Source organism: Stenotrophomonas sp. P2112 (assembly GCF_041897515.1).
GTDB classification, from domain to species: domain Bacteria; phylum Pseudomonadota; class Gammaproteobacteria; order Xanthomonadales; family Xanthomonadaceae; genus Stenotrophomonas; species Stenotrophomonas sepilia.
In genome coordinates, this window is record NZ_CP169216.1 from 1267818 (window position 1) to 1286919 (window position 19102).

Below are 19102 nucleotides of genomic sequence, written 5' to 3' on the forward strand. Positions count from 1 at the left end.
GCCGGCACTACCTCAGGGAAAAATACATGCGAAAGACAGGGATGTTGATGATCGCCGGGCTGCTGCTGGCCCCTGCCGTGCAGGCGTCACCCGCCTGCCAGGAACCAGAGGCGGTGGCCCGCGCCTTCTACGAGGCAACGACGGGCGATGGTGATCTGCTGGAGCCACCCCCGGCGCTGGTCAGCCCTGCCTTCGGCAAGGCACTGCGTGGAGAGCGCGCCTGCCAGCAGCGCGAAGAGGGCATCTGCACCATCGATTCGGATCCGTGGCTGGATGCGCAGGACGGTGACATCGAAACCCCGGTGCGCTACAGCTGGAAGGAGGCTTCGGTCTCCGCCGGCCAGGTCGAGATGCGCTATTCGGTGTGGAAGAAGGCCTACCTGACCCGCCTGCCGATGGTGCGCCACGGGCAGGGATGCTGGCAGGTTGATGACATCGTCACCAACAGTGGTCGTTCGGTGCGGAAGATCCTGGCCCAGCCTTGACGGTAGCGCCGGTGGGTGCCGACCGTTGGTCGGCACACCGCCTATCGCGAATGCCCGAACACCAGTTCGATCACGAACTGGCTGCCGAAGAAGGCCAGCAGCAGCAACAGCATCGCCGCCAGCGTCCAGTGCACCGCCTTCATGCCGCGCCAGCCGTAGCGCCGGCGGCCGATCAGCAGCACGCCGAACACGATCCACGACAGCACGCTCAGCACGGTCTTGTGCACCAGCTTCTGCGCCAGCAGGTCGTCGACGAACAGCACCCCGGTGACCAGGGTCAGGGTCAGCAGCGCGAAGCCGACGGTGATCACCCGGAATAGCAGTGATTCCAGGTCGGCCAGCGGCGGCAGCGCGCGCAGCCAAGGCCGGAACTCGCGGCGGCGCAGGGCGCGTTCCTGCAGCCACAGCATGATCGCCAGCAGCGCGGCGATGCTCAGCGTGGCGTAGGCCAGCAGGGCCAGCCAGGCGTGGCTGGCCAGGCGCCAGCCCAGCACCTTGCTCGGTTCGTGGCCGTAACCGTGGTAGGCCAGCAGCAGCACGGCGGCCAGCGGGAACACCACCACGCCCAACGCCGACATCCGCCCGCGCGCGCCGACCAGCGAAGTCAGCCAGGCCATGCCCAGGCCGACCAGCGACAGTGCGGCGAAGAAGTGCATGTCCGGCCCGCCGTTGGTGCGCATCGCCACCATCACGTGGTAGCCGCCGTGCAGCAGCATGGCGGGCAGGGCCGGCCACAGCCAGATGGGGGAGCCGGTCGTCTCATCGCGGCCAAGCGCGCGCACCAGCAGGGCACTGGCAGCCAGGTAGAGCAGGACGGCGATGAGAACGATTGTCATCGTTGCAGTTTCGCATACCCCCGTGATGCTGGCGACGGCCCCGTGGCCGCAGTCCGGGGAGACAGCCAGACCCGTTATACTGTCTGCCTTATTGTCCCCCGCTTTCAGACAGGTTGCGCCGCATGTTCGAGTCCCTGACCCAGCGCCTTTCCGGCACCATCGAGCGCCTGCGTGGCCGCGGCCGCCTGACCGAGGAGAACATCCGCGAGGCAACCCGCGAAGTGCGCATCGCGCTGCTCGAGGCCGACGTTGCGCTGCCGGTGGTGCAGGCGCTGATCGAGCGCATCAAGGTGCGCGCGGTCGGCCAGGAAGTGCTGAAGTCGCTGACCCCGGGCCAGGCGCTGATCAAGGTCGTGCGCGACGAGCTGACTGCGGTGATGGGCGCTGAAGCCAGCGACCTGAACCTCAATGTGCCCGCTCCGGCCATCATCCTGATGGCGGGCCTGCAGGGCGCCGGCAAGACCACCACCGTGGGCAAGCTGGCCAAGCACCTGAAGGAAAAGCGCAAGAAGAAGGTGATGGTGGTCTCGGCCGACGTCTACCGTCCGGCCGCGATCGAGCAGCTGAAAACCCTGGCCGAGCAGGTGGGCGTGCTGTTCTTCCCGTCCAGTGCCGACCAGAAGCCGGAAGCCATCGTCCGCGCAGCCATCGACGATGCACGCAAGTCGTTCGTCGACGTGCTGCTGGTCGATACCGCCGGCCGCCTGGCCATCGACGAAGCGATGATGGCCGAGATCAAGGCCCTGCACGCTGCGGTGAATCCGGCCGAAACGCTGTTCGTGGTCGACGCCATGACCGGCCAGGACGCGGCCAACACCGCCAAGGCCTTCGGCGATGCCCTGCCGCTGACCGGCGTGGTACTGACCAAGACCGACGGTGACGCCCGCGGCGGCGCCGCGCTGAGCGTGCGCTACATCACCAGCAAGCCGATCAAGTTCGTCGGTGTCAGTGAAAAGCCGGAAGGCCTGGACGTGTTCCACCCGGACCGTATCGCCAGCCGCATCCTCGACATGGGGGACGTGCTGTCGCTGGTCGAGCAGGTCGAGCAGCAGGTCGACAAGGACAAGGCCGCCAAGCTGGCCGAGAAGGTCGCCAAGGGCAAGAAATTCGACCTGAACGACATGCGTGACCAGCTCGAGCAGATGCAGAACATGGGCGGCATCGGCGGCCTGATGGACAAGCTGCCGGGCCTGGGCAACATCCCCGACCATCTGAAGCAGCAGGTCAGCCAGGGCAAGGAAGTGCCGCGCATGATCGCCATCATCAGCTCGATGACCAAGAAGGAACGGCGCAATCCGAACCTGCTCAACGGCTCGCGCCGCGCGCGCATCGCCAAGGGCTCGGGCGTGACGCCGGCCGACGTCAACAAGCTGATGAAGCAGTACATGCAGATGGAAAAGATGATGAGCAAGATGGCCGGCGGTGGCATGAAGGGCATGTTGCGCAGCATGAAGGGGATGATGGGCGCCATGGGCGGCCGCGGCATGCCGTTCCGTTGATGACGGCCCCGTCCGCAATCTGATGTAGCGCCCGGGCCCACGCTCGGGCGGCGGCGCACAAGCGCCGCAGCAGGCCGTCGGGCAGCAGGCTCGACTCTTCCCCTGTCCTGCGCGCACCATGGGGGCCTGTCCGAAACGATGGGCCGTCATGCAGAGTTCCGCTGTAGCTTCCCGCGCCGAGGCGTTCTGCCGGCGCTTTGGCGTTTCCGTTCCGATCCTGCTGGCACCGATGGCCGGTGCCTGCCCGGTACCGTTGTCGGCTGCGCTGGCCAACGCCGGCAGCATGGGCGCAATGGGCGCGGTGTTGTCGTCGTCGGCCGATATCGGTCGCTGGATTGATGACTTCCGCGCAGCCTCCAGTGGTCCGGCGCAGGTGAACCTGTGGATGCCGGACCCTGTACCTGCCCGTGACGTTGCCGCCGAGGCCGCCAGCCGCGCCTTCCTCGCGCAATGGGGCCCGGAGGTGCCGGCCAGCGCCGCCGACGCCACGCCGGCCGACTTCGAAGAACAGTTCGCCGCACTGCTGGCGGCGCGTCCTGCGGTGGCCTCGACCATCATGGGCGTGCTGTTGCCGCGCCACGTGCAGCAGTTGAAGGATGCAGGCATTGCCTGGATCGCGTGCGCGACCACCTTGTCCGAGGCGCGCGCGGCACAGGACGCCGGTGCCGATGCGGTGGTGGCGCAGGGCGCGGAGGCCGGCGGCCATCGTGGTTCCTTCGATCCGGCGATGGCCGAGCGCCAGCTGGTCGGCCTGTTCGCGCTGCTGCCGCGCCTGGCCGATCACCTGCAGATTCCGGTGATTGCCGCCGGCGGCATCGCCGATGGCCGTGGTATCGCTGCCGCACTCGCCTTGGGCGCCAGTGCTGTGCAGATCGGCACCGCCTTCCTGCGCACGCCGGAAGCGGCGATCGCTTCGGCGTGGGCCGATGGGCTGGCCGCCAGCGAACCGGAAGACACCTGGCCGACCCGCGCCTTCAGTGGTCGCCTGGGCCGTGGCCTGGCGACGCCCTATGTGCGCGCCGCTGCTGCAGAAGGCGCCCCCGCGCCGCGTCCATACCCGGTGCAGCGCGGCCTGACCGCCCCGATGCGCAGGCAGGCGGCACAGGAAAATCGTCTGGCGGCGATGCAGGCCTGGGCCGGGCAGTCGGCGTGGATGGCGCCGGCGCAGCCGGCCGCCGACGTGCTGCGCGGCATGTGGGAACAGGCGCAGGCACTGCTGCCATGATGGTGAGCTGCAACGGCCGGGCGGCGCAGGTGGAGGATCTCCTGCCGGCGCTGGTGAATTACGGCCACTTCACCTCGCTGCAGGTGCGTGGTGGTGCAGTGCAGGGGCTGGACCTGCATCTGGCGCGGCTGTCACAGGCTACGCGCGAACTGTTCGGCAGCGAACTGGACACGGTGCAGGTGGAGGCATGGATGGCGCAGGCATTGCAGCAGTCAGGGCAGGCCGATGCCTCGCTGCGGGTGACGGTGTACTCGCGCCGCTTCGATTTCCGCAATCCGCTGGCGGCGGTGCCGGTGGACGTGCTGGTGGCGGTTTCAGCGCCGGTGACGCTGACCGTCGCCAAGCGCGTGCGCAGCGTGGCCTGGCAGCGTGAACTGCCGCAGATCAAGCATGTGGGCACCTTCGGCCTGTTCGCCGAGCGTCGCGCGGCGATGGCGGAAGGATTCGACGATGCGCTGTTTGTCACCGCCGATGGCGACGTGAGTGAAGGCAGCACCTGGAACCTGGCCGTGCACGATGGTGAACGGCTGCTCTGGCCGCAGGCGCCGGCCCTGCGCGGGACTGCCGAGGCACTGCTGAAGCAGCATTGGCCGGGGCCTCAGGCCAGTCAGCCGCTGCGGCTGGCCGATCTGGCCGGCGTGAAGGCGGCTTTTGCCTGCAACGCCAGCGGGTTGTGGGCGCTGGAGGCCATTGACGGGCATGTCCTGGCCGGCTCCCAGGCGCTGGCTGAACAGGGCAGGGCGGTGCTGGCGGCGGTGGCTTGGGACAAATTGGGGTCAGATCCCTTTTGCGCCGCAAAAGGGATCTGACCCCGTGAGTTCATCCCCGGGGTTGGCCCGGCCGCGATCTGCCGCTATAATCGCCCGCTTACCTCGCCATCCTGGCGACTGGGCAATAGGAAAAACACCATGGTCAAGATTCGACTGACCCGCGGCGGCGCCAAGAAGCGTCCGTTCTACCACATCATCGTCACCGACGTGCGCAGCGCGCGCGACGGCCGCAACATCGAGCGCGTCGGCTTCTACAACCCGGTCGCCCAGGGCGCCGAGAAGCGCATCGAGCTGGACCTGGCCCGCGTTGACCATTGGGTCAAGAACGGCGCCCAGCCGACCGACAAGGTCCGCAACCTGATCAAGGAAGCGACCAAGTCCCAGGCCGCTGCGGCCTGATCCTGACGGGCCACGCTTCGGCGTGGCCCTCTTGGTTGAAGCAGATGAAAGATATCGAGCGCCGCATCCTGCTGGGCAGGGTTGTCGGCGCTTTTGGTGTGCGCGGCGAGATCAAACTCGAGTCCTGGACCGAGCCACGTTCCGCCATTTTCCGTTACCAGCCGTGGATCGTGCGCAGCCCATCCGGCGTGGAAACCACGGTTGAAGGTGTGCGCGGCCGCGACAGCGGCAAGCACCTGGTGGCCCGTTTCCCCGGGGTCGAGGATCGCGATGTGGTCGAAGCGATGCGCGGCACCGAGATCTACGTGGCCCGCAGTGCCTTGCCGCCGCCGAAGCCCGATGAGTATTACTGGGTGGACCTGGAAGGCCTGGATGTGAAGACCACCGAGGGCGTCGCCCTGGGCCAGGTCTCGCACCTGTTCAGCACCGGCGCCAATGACGTGGTTGTGGTCCGGGGTGACCGCGAGCGGATGATTCCGTTCGTGCAGCCGGACTTCGTCAAATCGGTCGATTTCGAGGCCAACCTGATCGTGGTCGACTGGGATCCCGAGTTCTGAGTGTGAGCATGCGTTTCGACGTCATCACCCTGTTTCCCGAGTTCCTCGCCCAGTCCGCTGGACTGGGCGTGGTCGGGCGCGCGCAGGAGAAGGGACTGTTCAGCCTGCATGGCTGGAACCCCCGTGATTACGCCGAAGGCAACTACCGCCGGGTGGACGACCGTCCGTTCGGTGGTGGCCCGGGCATGGTGATGCTGATCGAGCCGCTGCAGGCCTGCCTGCAGGCGATCCGAGAGGCCGATCCCACCCCGGCGCGGGTGATCTACCTCAGTCCGCAGGGCGCGCCGTTGACCCAGGCCAAGGTGCGGGAACTGGCGGCGCTGCCGCGCATGGTCCTGCTCTGTGGCCGCTACGAGGGCATCGACGAGCGTTTCCTGGAGGCCAATGTCGACGAGGAAATCTCCCTCGGCGACTACGTGCTGTCCGGGGGCGAGCTGGGCGCGGCGGTGATCATCGACGCCGTGGCCCGCCTGCAGGACGGTGCCCTGAACGATGCGGAGTCGGCGGCGCAGGACAGCTTCGAGGGCGACCTCGGTCTGCTCGACTGTCCGCATTACAGCCAGCCGGCCCAGCACCCGCTGGGGGACGTGCCGGAGGTGCTGCGCTCGGGCAACCACGCGGCCATCGCCGCCTGGCGCCGCCAGCAGTCGCTGCTCCGGACCGCCCAGCGGCGCCCGGACCTGCTGGATGAACAGGCACTGGGCAAGGCCGACCGCAAACTGCTGGAGCAGGGCCGCCAGGCCCGGAACCAGAAGGCCAGCCCCTAGCGCAGGGCTGGCTTTATCGGCTATCATGCCTAATTCCCGCCAGCCCCGGTTGGCGCGCGCAGTACCCAAAACAAACGTGCAGCACAGTCCGGTGACTGCATGAGCCCACGTTGTCGATACGACACGCCCACCCGAACAAGAATCGGTGTAACCCATGAGCAAGCTGAACAAGTCCATCGTCGCGGAATTCGAATCCGCCCAGATCACCCGCGAACTGCCGAAGTTCAGCCAGGGCGACACCGTTGTCGTCAACGTGAAGGTGAAGGAAGGCAGCCGCGAGCGCGTGCAGGCCTACGAAGGCGTCGTCATCGCCACCAAGAACGCCGGCCTGAACTCCTCGTTCACCGTGCGCAAGATCTCGCACGGCTACGGCGTCGAGCGCGTTTTCCAGACCCACAGCGCCATCATCGACTCGGTCGAAGTGAAGCGTCGTGGTAAGGTCCGCGCCGGCAAGCTGTACTACCTGCGCGGCCTGGAAGGCAAGGCTGCCCGCATCAAGGAAGACCTGGCTGCCGCTGCTGCCGCCAAGGCTGCCCGTCTGGCCGACAAGGCCTGATAAACAACTTCGGTTGTTGCCGCGACGGCCACCTTCGGGTGGCCGTTTGCGTTTCCGGCATCGCATCGGCCACGATCAGCTGATGAGCGACATCAACCCGCGCTATCCCGCCGTGATCCAGTCGGCACTGCGCTTTCTCGACGGCAAGGGGCTGGTGCGCGTGCAGTCGGCGCCGCTGCTGCACCGCCTGCTATGGCGCCTGGGCATTGCCCTGCCGCCACCGATCCTGGCCGGCTTCGGCACCAATGCGCTGGTGCAGGGCCTGCTGTTCGGGCTGTTCTGGACCGCGCTGATGTGGCTGATGCTGTGGCAGGGCAGCGAGCGCCCGCTGGCGCTGTTGCTGGTGGCCGGCCTGTCGGCTGGCGTGCTGTTCGGTATCGTGATGGCAGCGCTGATGCGCTCGCTGCGCCGCCACCGCAAGCTGCCGGACTGGCGCCGGTTCCGCGCACGGCAGGCGGGCTGAGCCGATGGCGCACTGCGCCGTGACCACCGGGCGGGCCCGCGCTAGGCTGCAGCTTCATCCCGATGGACATAGCGTGCGATGCCTGCCAAGCGAACCGCACCTTCCACTGCGCCCACGCTGCTGTCCGGTGGCAACCCTCAGATCGCCAAGGGCGAGGGCGATGCGCCGGTGCAGGCATACATCGCCGCCATGCCGGACTGGAAACGTCCGATCGGCGCGCGACTGGATGCATTGATCGAGCAGGCCGTACCTGGGGTGCACAAGGCAGTGAAGTGGAACTCGCCGATGTATGCGGTTGCGCCGGGCGAAGGGTGGTTTCTCAGCTTCCATTGCTTCACCCGCTACATCAAGGTGGCGTTCTTCCGCGGCGCGGCACTGGCGCCAGTGCCGCCCGAGCCGTCCAGGAGCGCCGATACGCGTTACCTGCACATCCCGCAGGACGGCCTGCTGGATGAGGCACAGTTCCTCGACTGGGTGCGCCAGGCCGCCGCGTTGCCCGGCGAGCGCATGTAACCCCGACCTTCTCATTCCTTTCCCGACGAGAGCTCCTGATGGCCACGCATGCCCCCAACCCGGCCGATGCCGGAACACCGGCCACCGAGTTGATCGATGCACGCATCGCCGAGTTGGCAGACTGGCGCGGTGAAACACTGGCACGCGTGCGTGCGTTGATCCATGAAGCGCTGCCCGACGTGCAGGAAACCTGGAAATGGCGGGGTACACCGGTGTGGGAGCACAACGGCATCCTGTGCACCGGCGAGACCTACAAGCAGGCAGTGAAGCTGACCTTCGCCAACGGTGCGGCGCTGGCCGATCCAAAGGGGCTGTTCAACGCAAGCCTGGACGGCAACACGCGGCGTGCGATCGACATCCATGAAGGCGCGATGCCGGATGCCGCTGCGTTCAAGGCGCTGCTGCGCGCGGCGGCGACGCTCAACGCGGCGAAGAAGAAGCGGTAGAGCCGGCCGCTGGCCGGCTGCTTTGCGATGCTTGCGGAGGGGTTTGAAGTTGCCGGCCAGCGGCCGGCACTACCGTGGTAATCCCTGGCGGCGAAGAAGCGGTAGAGCCGGCCGCTGGCCGGCTGCTTTGCGATGCTTGCGGAGGGGTTTGAAGTTGCCGGCCAGCGGCCGGCACTACCGTGGTAATCCCCGGCGGCGAAGAAGCGGTAGAGCCGGCCGCTGGCCGGCTGTTCTGCGATGCTTGCGGAGGGGTTTGAAGTTGCCGGCCAGCGGCCGGCACTACCGTGGTAATCCCCGGTGGCGGAGAAGCGGTAGAGCCGGCCGCTGGCCGGCTGCTTTGCGATGCTTGCGGAGGGGTTTGAAGTTGCCGGCCAGCGGCCGGCACTACCGTGGTAATCCCCGGCGGCGGAGAAGCGGTAGAGCCGGCCGCTGGCCGGCTGCTTTGCGATGCTTGCGGAGGGGTTTGAAGTTGCCGGCCAGCGGCCGGCACTACCGTGGTAATCCCCGGCGGCGAAGAAGCGGTAGAGCCGGCCGCTGGCCGGCTGTTTTGCGATGCTTGCGGAGTGGGGGGAAGTTGCCGGCCAGCGGCCGGCACTACCGCAGCGGTGCGGCATCCGGGTCGGCCACCGGCGAGGTTGGGCAGGCGGGAATCTCAGAGGGCGTGGCCAGTTCTTCGGCATGCGAGGGCTTGCCCATCATCTTCGCCTTGCGCCAGCCGCCCCAGCGGTAATACGCCAGCGACAGCAGCATCGACACCAGCGAGCTGACCGGGAAGCTCAACCAGATCGCATCGGCGCCCCAGTACGGCTGCAGCAGTTCGGCGAACGGCACGCGCACGCCCCACAGCGAGCCAGCCAGGATCAGCAGCGGCGGAATCACCGCGCCGGTGGAGCGCACTACGCCGGAGATCACGAAGCTGACGCCGAAGAACAGGAACGAGCCGATCACTACGTGGTTGAGGTGGCGCGCGATCTCCAGCGCTTGGCTGGCCGGTGGCAGGAACAGCGCCAGCAGCTGGCGATCGAACACCACCAGCGGCAGGATCAACGCGCCGGTCAGCAGGAAGTTGAACAGCACGCCCTGGCGTGCGGTGCCGCGCACGCGGTCCCAGCGCTGCGCACCCACGTTCTGTGCGGCCATCGAAGAGCATGCTGCACCGATCGCCATCGCTGGCATCTGCAGGTAGTTCCACAGTTGCAGGGCAGCGCCGTAGCCCGCGCCGGTGTCGGTCCCGTACTGGTTGACCATGGTCATCAGCAGGATCACCGACAGCGAGATCAGCACCATCTGCAGGCCCATCGGCACGCCCTTGACCACCAGAGCCTTGAGGATGGTCATGTCGAGCTTGAACAGGCGCATGTCGGCGCGGCCCAGCCACAGGGTGTGGCGCTTGTGCCGCATGTACAGCAGCAGGCCGGCCAGCGACAGCGTCTGCGCGACCAGCGTGGCCCACGCCGAGCCGGCGATACCCAGCGCGGGAAACGGCCCCATGCCGAAGATCAGTACCGGGTTCAGCACGATGTCCAGCGCCACTGACACCATCAGGAAGCGGAACGGCGTGCGCGAGTCACCGGCACCGCGCAGCGCGGCGGTGAGGAAGGCGAACGCGTACAGCGTCGGCATCGCCAGGAAGATGATCTGCAGGTAGGCCTCGGCCAATGGCAGCGAAGCGGCCGGCGTGCCCATCGCCGCCAGCAACGGATGGGCCATGAACCAGCCGGCGAGGGCGATGATCACCGACAGGCCGATGAAGAAGGTGGCGCTGGTGCCGACCACGCGCCGCGCCTGCACGAGGTCGCGCGCGCCGATCGCCTGGCCGATCAGGATGGTGGAGGCCATGCCGAAACCGAACACCGAGCCGATCAGGAAGAACATGATGTTGTTGGCGTTCGCGGTGGCGGTCAGCGCCGCCTCGCCGAGGAAGCGCCCGACCCAGACCGCGTTCACCGAGCCGTTCAGCGACTGCGCGATGTTGCCCGCCAGGATCGGCAGGGAGAACAACAGGAGATTGCGCCCGATCGGGCCGGAGGTCAGGTCAAGCGGTGCCTTGGCCATGGAGTGGTGATCGAATCCCGGGAGGCGCACACTAGCACCACGCCGGTTTGCGGGATGTGGCAATGCATCAACGACTGCAGGTGGAGCGGAGGCTGGCGCTGGCCTTGATCAGCGTCGGATTGGCCGCATGTTCGATGGACGACCGGCTGGGTGATACCCAGATCCGGCCAACCGACCGTCCCGAGTGTCTGGTCGGCAGCCAGCGCCAGGACCTGGCCTCCGGGGTGCGGCCATTGATCGGCGGCACCGGCTGCCGGGCCGACCCGGACAACCCGCGTCCCCTCAACAAGCCACTGGAGTAGCCTGCCCCCATGCCCGAGCTTTCCCCGCTGTCACCCAGTGTCCGCCTGGACATCTGGTTGTGGGCGGCCCGTTTCTTCAAGACCCGCAGCCTGGCCAAGCAGGCGATCGAGACCGGCAAGGTCAGCGTTGCCGGGCAGCGTCCGAAATCCTCACGCGCGGTGCGCGTGGGCGAGCAGCTTCAGGTCGACCGTGGTGAAGAGCATTTCGAGGTCCAGGTGCTCGGCCTGAGCGATCAGCGCGGGCCCGCAGCGACGGCGCAGCAGCTGTATGCCGAGAGCGAGGCCTCCAAGGCGCGTCGTGCCGAACAGCGTGCGCTGCGCATCGCCGCGCGCGATGGGTTCCAGCCGCCGGAGCACAAGCCGGACAAGCGCGCGCGCCGGTTGATCCGCGCGCTGGGCGATATTGACGCGCTGTAAATGATGCGGCGCCGGACCGGGTCCGGCGCCCGCAGGCGTCAGCGCTTGCCGCCGAGCAGGCTGCCGCCGATCTTCAGCAGATCGCCCACGCCGAGCTGGCCGTCACCGTCCTGGTCCAGCAGGCTGCCGAGCAGGCCACCGGCAAGACCACCCTGTTGCTGCACGTGCTGCTTTTCCTGGCCAAGCGCCTGGCTGAGCGAGCCGGCATCGGCCTGGCCGCCACCGAGACGCTGGGCGAGGAAGGCCATCACGATCGGTGCGAGGATCTGCAGCAACTGGCTGGTGCGGCCGCTGTCCAGCTGGGTAGCCTGCGCCAGCCCGCTTTCGACCTTCTGCTGGCTGCCGCCGAAGATGTGGCCGAGGATGCCGGCGCCATCGCTGGCGGCACCACCGCCACCGCCGCCCAGTACCGAGCCAAGCACGCTGCCCAGGTCCAGGCCGCTGTGGTTGTTCTGCAGTGCGCCGAGCAGCGCCTGTGCGCCCTGTGGCTGCGAGGCGTTGTTGCCCAGCGCGCCCATCAGCACCGGCAGTGCGGCGCTGATCGCACCGGAAGCCTGGGTATCGCTGATACCGAGCTGCTGGGAGACCTGCTGCAGCGGCGCGCCCTGCAGTTTGGCGAGAAGTTCATCGGTCAGGCTCATCTGCGGATTCCTTGATTGGGGTGGGGCGTGCAGAAGGTACGACGCGGACCGTTAAAACGGCGACGCCGCCTCACAGGGGGGCGGCGTGCCGTACACGGGGAGGGCGATCAGAGCTCGATGTCTTCCGCGCCCGGGGTCGCAGTAGGGAAGTCCGCTTCCGGTTGCGCCGGCTTGAACGGATCCGATGGCTGGCTGGCCAGCGCCTTGAGGGCTGCGGCGACGCCGGCACCGTAGGCCGGGTCGGCCTTGCTGCAGTTGTCGATGTGGCGCTGCTTGATGAAGTCCGGTGCATCGCCCAGGGCGCGGGCGGTGTTGGCGAACAGGCGGTCCTTCTGTGCCTGGTTGTAGCTGCGGAACAGCGCACCGGGCTGGCTGAAGTAGTCGGCGTCGTCCTCACGGAAGTTCCAGAAGTCGGCGTCGCCGCGGATCTTCATCGGCGGTTCGCGGTACTGCGGCTGTTCCTGCCACTGGCCGTAGCTGTTCGGTTCGTAATGCGGCAGGCCGCCGTAGTTGCCATCCACGCGCATCGCACCATCGCGGTGATTGCTGTGCACCGGGCAGCGTGCGGCGTTCACCGGAATCTGGTGGTGGTTCACGCCCAGCCGGTAGCGCTGCGCATCGGAATAGGCGAACAGGCGTGCCTGCAGCATCTTGTCCGGCGACGGGCCGATGCCCGGCACCAGGTTGCTCGGTGCGAACGCCGACTGCTCCACGTCCTGGTACCAGTTGACCGGGTTGCGGTTCAGTTCGAACTGGCCCACTTCGATCAGCGGGTAGTCGCTCTTCGGCCATACCTTGGTCAGGTCGAACGGATGGATGCGGTAGGTTTCCGCCTCCAGCTCCGGCATGACCTGGATGAACAGCTTCCACTTCGGGAAGTCGCCCTTCTCGATCGCGTCGAACAGGTCGCGGCCGTGGCTTTCGCGGTCATGGCCGACCAGGATCTGCGCCTGCGCGTCGGTCAGCGATTCGATGCCCTGCTGGCTGACAAAGTGGAACTTGACCCAGAAGCGCTCGCTGTCGGCGTTGGTGAAGCTGTAGGTGTGCGAGCCGAAACCATGCATGTGGCGGAAGCTGCGCGGAATGCCGCGGTCGCTCATCACCACGGTCACTTGCAGCAGGGCTTCGGGCAGCAGCGTCCAGAAGTCCCAGTTGTTGCGCGCGCTTCGCAGGTTGGTGTGCGGGTCGCGCTTGACCGCTTTGTTGAGGTCGGCGAACTTGCGCGGGTCGCGCAGGAAGAACACCGGCGTGTTGTTGCCGACCAGGTCCCAGTTGCCTTCTTCGGTGTAGAACTTCAGTGCGAAGCCGCGGATGTCACGCTCGGCGTCGGCGGCACCACGCTCGCCGGCCACCGTGGTGAAGCGCGCGAACATCTCGGTCTGCTTGCCCACCTTCTCGAACAGTTTGGCGCGGGTGTACTTGCTGATGTCGTGGGTGACGGTGAAGGTACCGAACGCACCCGATCCCTTGGCATGCATGCGGCGCTCGGGAATGATCTCGCGGTTGAGGTTGGCCAGCTTTTCCAGCAGCCACACGTCTTCCATCAGCAGCGGGCCGCGCGGGCCAGCGGTCTTGCTGTTCTGGTTGTCCACCACCGGTGCGCCGAAGGCCGTGGTCATCGGCGTGACCGGATCGTCGCCGTGCTTCTGCTTCGGCGTCGTGCTCAGCTCACGCTGCTGCTGGGCGCCTTCTGCCGGCGAGGGAGCGGTGTGATACGGGCACTTGGGACTGTTGTTATCGGACTGGCTCATGGCTGGCTCCTGCGGGTGAAGACGGGGTGGAACATCTTCACTCGACTTTAGCTAGGGCCAGATGAAATGAATAATCGAATGATCCGTTCAGATTGATAGATTCCGTCAATTGAAACGCAAAATCGGATTTGCAGAGACTTTCAAGAGGCCTCCTGCATGGCAGCCGGAGGCCGTCTCTATGCGTTGCAGTCACAGCAGCGCTTTCAACCGGTACAGGGCTTCCAGCGCCTGCTTGGGCGTCAGTTCGTCCGGGTCGATCGCCGCCAGCGCTTCCTGCGCCTTGCTGGCCGGGGCGCTGAACAGGCCGAACTGCTGCGGCGCATCCAATGCCTGCGGCGCCAGCTCGGCGGCATGGCTTTCACCGCCGCGCTGCTCCAGCTCGGCCAGGCGCCGCCGTGCCTGCGCCACGGTAGTGCGCGGCAGGCCGGCCAGTGCGGCCACCTGCAGGCCGAAGCTGCGGTTGGCCGGACCGTCCTTCACCGCGTGCATGAACACCAGCGCTTCACCGTGCTCGACGGCATCCAGGTGCACGTTGGCAATGCCGCTGCGGCCGCCCTCGTGTTGTTCGTCGGCCAGCGCGGTCAGCTCGAAGTAGTGGGTCGCGAACAGCGTATAGCAGCGGTTCTGGTAGGCCAGGTGACGTGCGACCGCATCGGCCAGCGCCAGGCCGTCGTAGGTGGAGGTGCCGCGGCCGATCTCGTCCATCAGCACCAGCGAATGGGCGGTGGCGTGATGCAGGATGTAGCTGGTCTCGGCCATCTCGACCATGAAGGTCGACTGCCCGCGGGCGAGGTCGTCACCGGCGCCGATGCGGGTCAGGATGCGGTCGATCGGACCGATAACCGCACGGCTGGCCGGCACGAAGCTGCCGATGTGGGCCAGCAGCACGATCAGCGCGTTCTGCCGCATGTAGGTCGATTTACCGCCCATGTTCGGGCCGGTGATGACCAGCATGCGACGGTCGGGATGCAGGTCCAGGTCGTTCGGTTCGAACGGCTGCTCACGCACCGCTTCGACCACCGGATGGCGGCCACGCTCGATCTTCAGGCACGGTGCCGTTTCCAGTTCCGGCCGCGACCAGTCCAGCGCCTGCGCGCGCTCGGCGAAGGCGGCCAGCACGTCCAGTTCGCTCAGCGCAGCGGCGCACTGCTTCAACGGTTCCAGCTGTTCGCCGAGGGTGTCCAGCAGCTGCTCGTACAGGTATTTCTCGCGCGACAACGAACGGTCGCGCGCGGACAGCACCTTGTCTTCGAACGCCTTCAGTTCTTCGGTGATGTAGCGCTCGGCATTGGTCAGCGTCTGGCGGCGGGTGTAGTGCACCGGCGCACGGTCGGACTGGCCCTTGCTGATCTCGATGTAGTAGCCGTGCACGCGGTTGTAGCCCACCTTCAGGGTGGGAATGCCGCTGCTTTCGCGTTCGCGCTGTTCCAGATCGACCAGGAACTGGTCAGCATGGGTGGACAGGCGGCGCAGCTCGTCCAGCTCTTCATCGAAGCCCTCGGCCAGCACGCCGCCGTCGCTCAGCTTCAGTGGCGGCATTTCGGCAATGGCGCTGGCCAGCAGCTGCGCGCACGCGTCATGCTCGCCCAGCGCGGCGTGCAGGGCCTGCAGGCGCGGCGAGTCCAGTGGCGCCAGCACCTCGCGCACGGCGGGCAGCAGCCCCAGGCCATCACGCAGGGTGGAAAAATCGCGCGGGCGCGCCGAGCGCAGCGCGACGCGGGTGAGGATGCGTTCCAGGTCGCCTAGGCGGCGGAACTGTTCGCGGATGTCGGCGTCGCTGCCGCGATCGATCAGGGTTTCCACCGCATGGTGGCGCTGCACCAGCACCTCGCGCAGGCGCAGCGGGCGGTGCAGCCAGCGCCGCAGCAGGCGGCCGCCCATCGGCGTCACCGTGCTGTCGAGCACGCCCAGCAGGGTATTGCGGGTATCGCCGTCGACGCGCGTATCCAGTTCCAGGTGGCGACGGGTGGCGGCATTCATCGCGATCGCCTCGCCAGCGGTTTCCATCGCGATCGAAGTCAGGTGCGGCAGGCGCTGCTTCTGGGTTTCCTCGACATAGCCGAGCAGGGCACCTGCGGCAGCGGTCGCACGTGGCTTGTCATCGATGCCGAAGCCGCTCAGGTCATGCAGCTTGAAGAAGTTCAGCAGCTGGCGGCGGCCACTGTCGGCATCGAACAGCCACGGCGCACGGCGGCGCACGCCGGTGCGCTGGCGCAGGAATTCCGGCCAGTTTTCTTCGTCGGGCACCAGTAGCTCGGCCGGCTCCAGTCGGGCCAGTTCGGCTTCCAGCGCATCGTCGGTTTCCACTTCGTTGACCAGGAAGCGGCCACCGGCCAGGTCGGCCCAGGCCAGGCCGTAGCCCTGCTTCGTGCGCGACAGCGCCATCAGCAGGGTGTCACGGCGCTCGTCCAGCAGCGCTTCGTCGGTGACGGTTCCGGGGGTGACGATGCGCACCACCTTGCGTTCGACCAGGCCCTTGGCCAGCGCCGGGTCACCGATCTGCTCGCAGATCGCCACTGACTCGCCCAGCGCCACCAGCCGTGCCAGGTAGCCCTCGTAGGCATGCACCGGCACGCCGGCCATCGGAATCGGTGCGCCGCCGGAGCTGCCACGCTGGGTCAGGGTGATGTCGAGCAGGCGCGCGGCCTTGCGCGCATCGTCGTAGAACAGCTCGTAGAAGTCGCCCATGCGGAAGAACAGCAGCAGGTCCGGGTACTCGGACTTGGCTGCGAAGAATTGCTTCATCAGCGGGGTGTGTTCGGCGGACTTGTCTTTGGACATGGGACTCGTGGATCTGGGCATCCGGCCGCGCCGGAGGGCGGCCGCAGCGGAGCGGGTACAGGGCCGTCCATGGTAACTGCTGGGGCGCAGGGCTGCCGCCACCGGTGGCAGGCCGGTACGGCACGTAAAGGAGTCAGGCCGGGACCAGCGTGATCTGCCGGTGGCTGGTGAAAATCTCCATGACGATCTCGAAGTAGGTCGGGCCTTCGCCCCGTTGCAGGGCCTGCAGCTGGTGGGCAATGGCCTGCGTGTTGAAGCTGCCCGGTGTGTCCAGCTTTGCCTGCAGCCATTGGCGGGTGGTCTCCATGCCCAGGGCCGTGCGGCTGTGGGCAATATCGCGCCAGATCAGCGTGGCCTGCGCCTGGCCGGCCAACGCGCCATAACTGCCATGCAGCAGGTCGTCCAGCGCATCAAGGCTTGGCCCGAGCTGCCACGCCTCGCCAGCCATGAACACGCGGTTGATCTCCGCGTACAGGCTGGCGATGTCATCGATGGCGGCGCCTTCAATCTGTAGGACGATGGTCATGCGCCGACTGTAGCGTGACCCGCGCGCAGGGTGTGTGCGGCTGAACGGATTCGCTTTGCGGGCGTGGGCCGTGCACCGCATACTTCGCGGCTGCACTTCGCTGCACGGCTGTCGTGCAGCCGCATGCGCCGCTTTGCAGGCACGAGGCGAACGCTCGTTCCGCAACCTGCCAACGCTTTGCCGCGAGCCCTTGCACCGGGCTGACGCGCGCCCTGCGGAAATTCATCCTTCAGAAACTCCCGCGCCGGCCGATCTGTACTGCGGCATTGCGCCTGTCGCGCGATGCCGTGGCTGTCCATGGTGGCGCAGCCTCGGTTCACGTTCCTGCAGCACCGCGGCTGGCAGGACGATTTCGAATGGAACGTAGCGTGGAAACAGGGAAGAAGCACCCGGGGCCGAGGCTCCATCGTGGTTGGTCGTTGATGCTCGCCGTTGCCGCATGGCCGGCGACCGCCCAGCAGGCCGGTGATCCCGCCGCGCAGGAACTGCTGCGGCAGCAGGAGCGCGAACGCGTGCTGCGCGAGCAGCAGGAACAACGTCCCGACGTCCGCCTGGAGCGGGACGCGCAGAAGGAGAGCGACCGCCTGCCGGCGCAGGAGCACCCGTGCGTACGCATCGATCGCATCGTGCTGGAAGGCGAAGACAGCCAGCGCTTCGGTTGGGCACTGGCGGCGGCCGACCCGACGGACGATCCGGCCACTGGCCGTTGCCTGGGAACCGAAGGCATCAACGTGGTGATGAAGCGTGTGCAGAACGCGATCATCGCCCGTGGCTATGTCACCACTCGCGTGCTGTCGGCACCGCAGGACCTCAACCAGGGCACGCTGGCGTTGTCGGTGGTGCCGGGCCGGTTCCGCGAGGCCGTGTTCTCCGATCCGCAGGGACGGCATCCGGCCCTCGCCAATGCACTGCCGATCCGCAGCGGCGGCCTGCTCAACCTGCGTGACATCGAGCAGGGCCTGGAGAACCTGCAGCGCGTGCCCACCGTCAGCGCCGACATCAAGATCGCGCCGGCCGACGGCGAGGGCGCGGCGCCGGGCCAGAGCGACCTGCAGATCGACTGGACGCAGCGCTCGCCGGTGCGCGCCAGCGTCACCCTGGACGATGCCGGCAGCCGCGGCACCGGCAAGCTGCAGGCCAACGCGACGCTGTCGCTGGATAATCCGCTGGGCCTGAACGAGCTGTTCTACGTCAGTGCGGGCCGTGGCGTGTTCAACGGCCGCGGCAAGGACACCGACAGCTGGACCGCGCACTACGACGTGCCCTACGGCTACTGGCTGTTCGGTGCTACTGCCAGCGCCTACGACTACAGCCAGAACGTGGTCGGTGCCTTTGAACGCTACGAGTACAGTGGCCGCAGCCGCAACGCCGAAGCGCGGGTGGACCGGCTGCTGCTGCGCAATGCCAAGATCAAGTTCAGTGCCTACGCACGCGGCTGGCAGCGCGAGTCGAAGAACTACATCGACGATACCGAGATCGAAGTGCAGCGCCGCCGCACCGCTGGCTGGGAACTGGGCCTGACCCACAAGCAGTTCATCGGCACTGCCACGCTCGATACCAGCGTGGCCTACCGGCGTGGCACGGGCGCCTTCCACGCACTGCGTTCGCCGGAAGAGATGGCGCAGTTGTGGGACCCGACGTTGCCGCTGGAAGGCACCTCGCGGATGAAGCTGATCACTGCCGACGCGCAGTTCAGCGTGCCGTTCCAGCTGGGCAGGCAGCGCCTGCGCTACACCGCCGCATGGCGGGCGCAGTGGAACCGCACGCCACTCTCGCCGCAGGATCGCTTCGCCATCGGTGGCCGCTATACCGTGCGCGGTTTCGACGGTGAAAGCTCGCTCAGCGGCGAGCGTGGCTGGTCGCTGCGCAACGATCTTTCGCTCGGTATCGGTGGCGGCCAGGAGTTCTACGTGGCTGCCGACTACGGCCGCATCGGCGGCCCATCCGCGCAGTGGCAGTCCGGCCATGACCTGGCCGGCATGGCACTGGGCCTGCGCGGCGGCTGGCAGCAGCTTTCCTGGGATGGCTTCGTGGGTTCGGCGCTGTGCAAACCCGCCCATTTCCCCACCGACTACACCACATTCGGCTTCAGCCTGGCCTGGCGCTACTGATC

The 19102-nt window shown here is 67.2% G+C and carries 20 protein-coding genes; 14 read left to right on the forward strand and 6 right to left on the reverse strand.

Features of this window, described 5'->3' with window-relative positions; translation table 11 throughout:
* Positions 1–26: 26 nt before the first annotated feature.
* A complete protein-coding gene (locus ACEPA4_RS05920) occupies positions 27–485 on the forward strand; it encodes a hypothetical protein (protein ID WP_065178088.1) in 459 nt (152 codons plus the stop codon).
* 41 nt (positions 486–526) lie between these two features.
* Here ACEPA4_RS05920 and ACEPA4_RS05925 read toward each other — a convergent pair whose 3' ends face one another.
* A complete protein-coding gene (locus tag ACEPA4_RS05925) occupies positions 527–1321 on the reverse strand; it encodes an inner membrane protein YpjD (RefSeq protein WP_005415730.1) in 795 nt (264 codons plus the stop codon).
* A gap of 122 nt (positions 1322–1443) precedes the next feature.
* Between ACEPA4_RS05925 and ffh the strand changes: the two genes are divergently transcribed.
* The 10 genes from ffh (at position 1444) to ACEPA4_RS05975 (ending at position 8516) form a co-directional block, all read left to right on the forward strand.
* Positions 1444–2820, forward strand: a complete 1377-nt coding sequence (ffh, locus tag ACEPA4_RS05930; RefSeq protein WP_262089998.1) for a signal recognition particle protein — start codon at positions 1444–1446, stop codon at positions 2818–2820.
* Between the two features lie 148 nt (positions 2821–2968).
* On the forward strand, positions 2969–4045 hold the full coding sequence (locus ACEPA4_RS05935) for a nitronate monooxygenase family protein (RefSeq protein ID WP_111127969.1): 1077 nt from the start codon (positions 2969–2971) through the stop codon (positions 4043–4045).
* Positions 4042–4854, forward strand: coding sequence for an aminotransferase class IV family protein (locus ACEPA4_RS05940; protein ID WP_164092668.1), 813 nt, complete (start codon positions 4042–4044; stop codon positions 4852–4854). Before ACEPA4_RS05935 ends, ACEPA4_RS05940 begins: the two co-directional genes overlap by 4 nt.
* 99 nt (positions 4855–4953) lie before the next feature.
* The gene (gene rpsP / locus ACEPA4_RS05945; RefSeq protein ID WP_005415733.1) at positions 4954–5214 is read left to right on the forward strand and encodes a 30S ribosomal protein S16; all 261 of its coding nucleotides are present in this window, start codon (positions 4954–4956) and stop codon (positions 5212–5214) included.
* Between the two features lie 44 nt (positions 5215–5258).
* Positions 5259–5771: a ribosome maturation factor RimM gene (rimM, locus tag ACEPA4_RS05950; protein ID WP_005415734.1), complete on the forward strand. Its 513-nt coding sequence runs from the start codon at positions 5259–5261 to the stop codon at positions 5769–5771.
* An 8-nt stretch (positions 5772–5779) separates the two neighbouring features.
* Positions 5780–6538, forward strand: a complete 759-nt coding sequence (gene trmD, locus ACEPA4_RS05955) for a tRNA (guanosine(37)-N1)-methyltransferase TrmD (protein WP_005415735.1) — start codon at positions 5780–5782, stop codon at positions 6536–6538.
* Positions 6539–6692: 154 nt separating this feature from the next.
* The gene (gene rplS, locus ACEPA4_RS05960; protein WP_005415736.1) at positions 6693–7094 is read left to right on the forward strand and encodes a 50S ribosomal protein L19; all 402 of its coding nucleotides are present in this window, start codon (positions 6693–6695) and stop codon (positions 7092–7094) included.
* An 82-nt stretch (positions 7095–7176) separates the two neighbouring features.
* Positions 7177–7557, forward strand: coding sequence for a DUF6404 family protein (locus ACEPA4_RS05965; protein ID WP_139726836.1), 381 nt, complete (start codon positions 7177–7179; stop codon positions 7555–7557).
* Positions 7558–7635: 78 nt separating this feature from the next.
* Positions 7636–8070, forward strand: a complete 435-nt coding sequence (locus ACEPA4_RS05970) for a DUF1801 domain-containing protein (protein WP_005415738.1) — start codon at positions 7636–7638, stop codon at positions 8068–8070.
* A 38-nt stretch (positions 8071–8108) separates the two neighbouring features.
* Positions 8109–8516, forward strand: a complete 408-nt coding sequence (locus ACEPA4_RS05975; protein WP_065178085.1) for a DUF1801 domain-containing protein — start codon at positions 8109–8111, stop codon at positions 8514–8516.
* 594 nt (positions 8517–9110) lie between these two features.
* On the opposite strand, the gene ACEPA4_RS05980 is transcribed toward ACEPA4_RS05975, so the two are convergent.
* The gene (locus ACEPA4_RS05980; RefSeq protein ID WP_262089995.1) at positions 9111–10571 is read right to left on the reverse strand and encodes an MATE family efflux transporter; all 1461 of its coding nucleotides are present in this window, start codon (positions 10569–10571) and stop codon (positions 9111–9113) included.
* A 62-nt stretch (positions 10572–10633) separates the two neighbouring features.
* Here ACEPA4_RS05980 and ACEPA4_RS05985 point away from each other — a divergent pair, with 62 nt between their 5' ends.
* Both ACEPA4_RS05985 and ACEPA4_RS05990 read left to right on the forward strand, forming a co-directional pair.
* Positions 10634–10873, forward strand: coding sequence for a hypothetical protein (locus ACEPA4_RS05985; protein WP_005415741.1), 240 nt, complete (start codon positions 10634–10636; stop codon positions 10871–10873).
* Positions 10874–10882: 9 nt separating this feature from the next.
* Entirely contained in the window at positions 10883–11290 is a 408-nt protein-coding gene (locus ACEPA4_RS05990) for an RNA-binding S4 domain-containing protein (protein WP_005415742.1), read from the forward strand.
* A 38-nt stretch (positions 11291–11328) separates the two neighbouring features.
* Here the strand turns inward: ACEPA4_RS05990 and ACEPA4_RS05995 are convergent, their stop codons facing one another.
* The 4 genes from ACEPA4_RS05995 to ACEPA4_RS06010 all read right to left on the reverse strand — a co-directional run bounded on the left by ACEPA4_RS05995 (position 11329) and on the right by ACEPA4_RS06010 (position 16989).
* Positions 11329–11931, reverse strand: a complete 603-nt coding sequence (locus tag ACEPA4_RS05995) for a DUF937 domain-containing protein (RefSeq protein ID WP_065178082.1) — start codon at positions 11929–11931, stop codon at positions 11329–11331.
* Between the two features lie 107 nt (positions 11932–12038).
* Entirely contained in the window at positions 12039–13598 is a 1560-nt protein-coding gene (locus ACEPA4_RS06000; RefSeq protein ID WP_372486456.1) for a catalase, read from the reverse strand.
* A gap of 273 nt (positions 13599–13871) precedes the next feature.
* On the reverse strand, positions 13872–16463 hold the full coding sequence (gene mutS / locus ACEPA4_RS06005) for a DNA mismatch repair protein MutS (protein ID WP_164092665.1): 2592 nt from the start codon (positions 16461–16463) through the stop codon (positions 13872–13874).
* Positions 16464–16596: 133 nt separating this feature from the next.
* Positions 16597–16989: a barstar family protein gene (locus ACEPA4_RS06010; protein WP_053498144.1), complete on the reverse strand. Its 393-nt coding sequence runs from the start codon at positions 16987–16989 to the stop codon at positions 16597–16599.
* 422 nt (positions 16990–17411) lie between these two features.
* Here ACEPA4_RS06010 and ACEPA4_RS06015 point away from each other — a divergent pair, with 422 nt between their 5' ends.
* Positions 17412–19100, forward strand: a complete 1689-nt coding sequence (locus ACEPA4_RS06015; RefSeq protein WP_374083018.1) for a ShlB/FhaC/HecB family hemolysin secretion/activation protein — start codon at positions 17412–17414, stop codon at positions 19098–19100.
* Positions 19101–19102 lie beyond the last annotated feature (2 nt).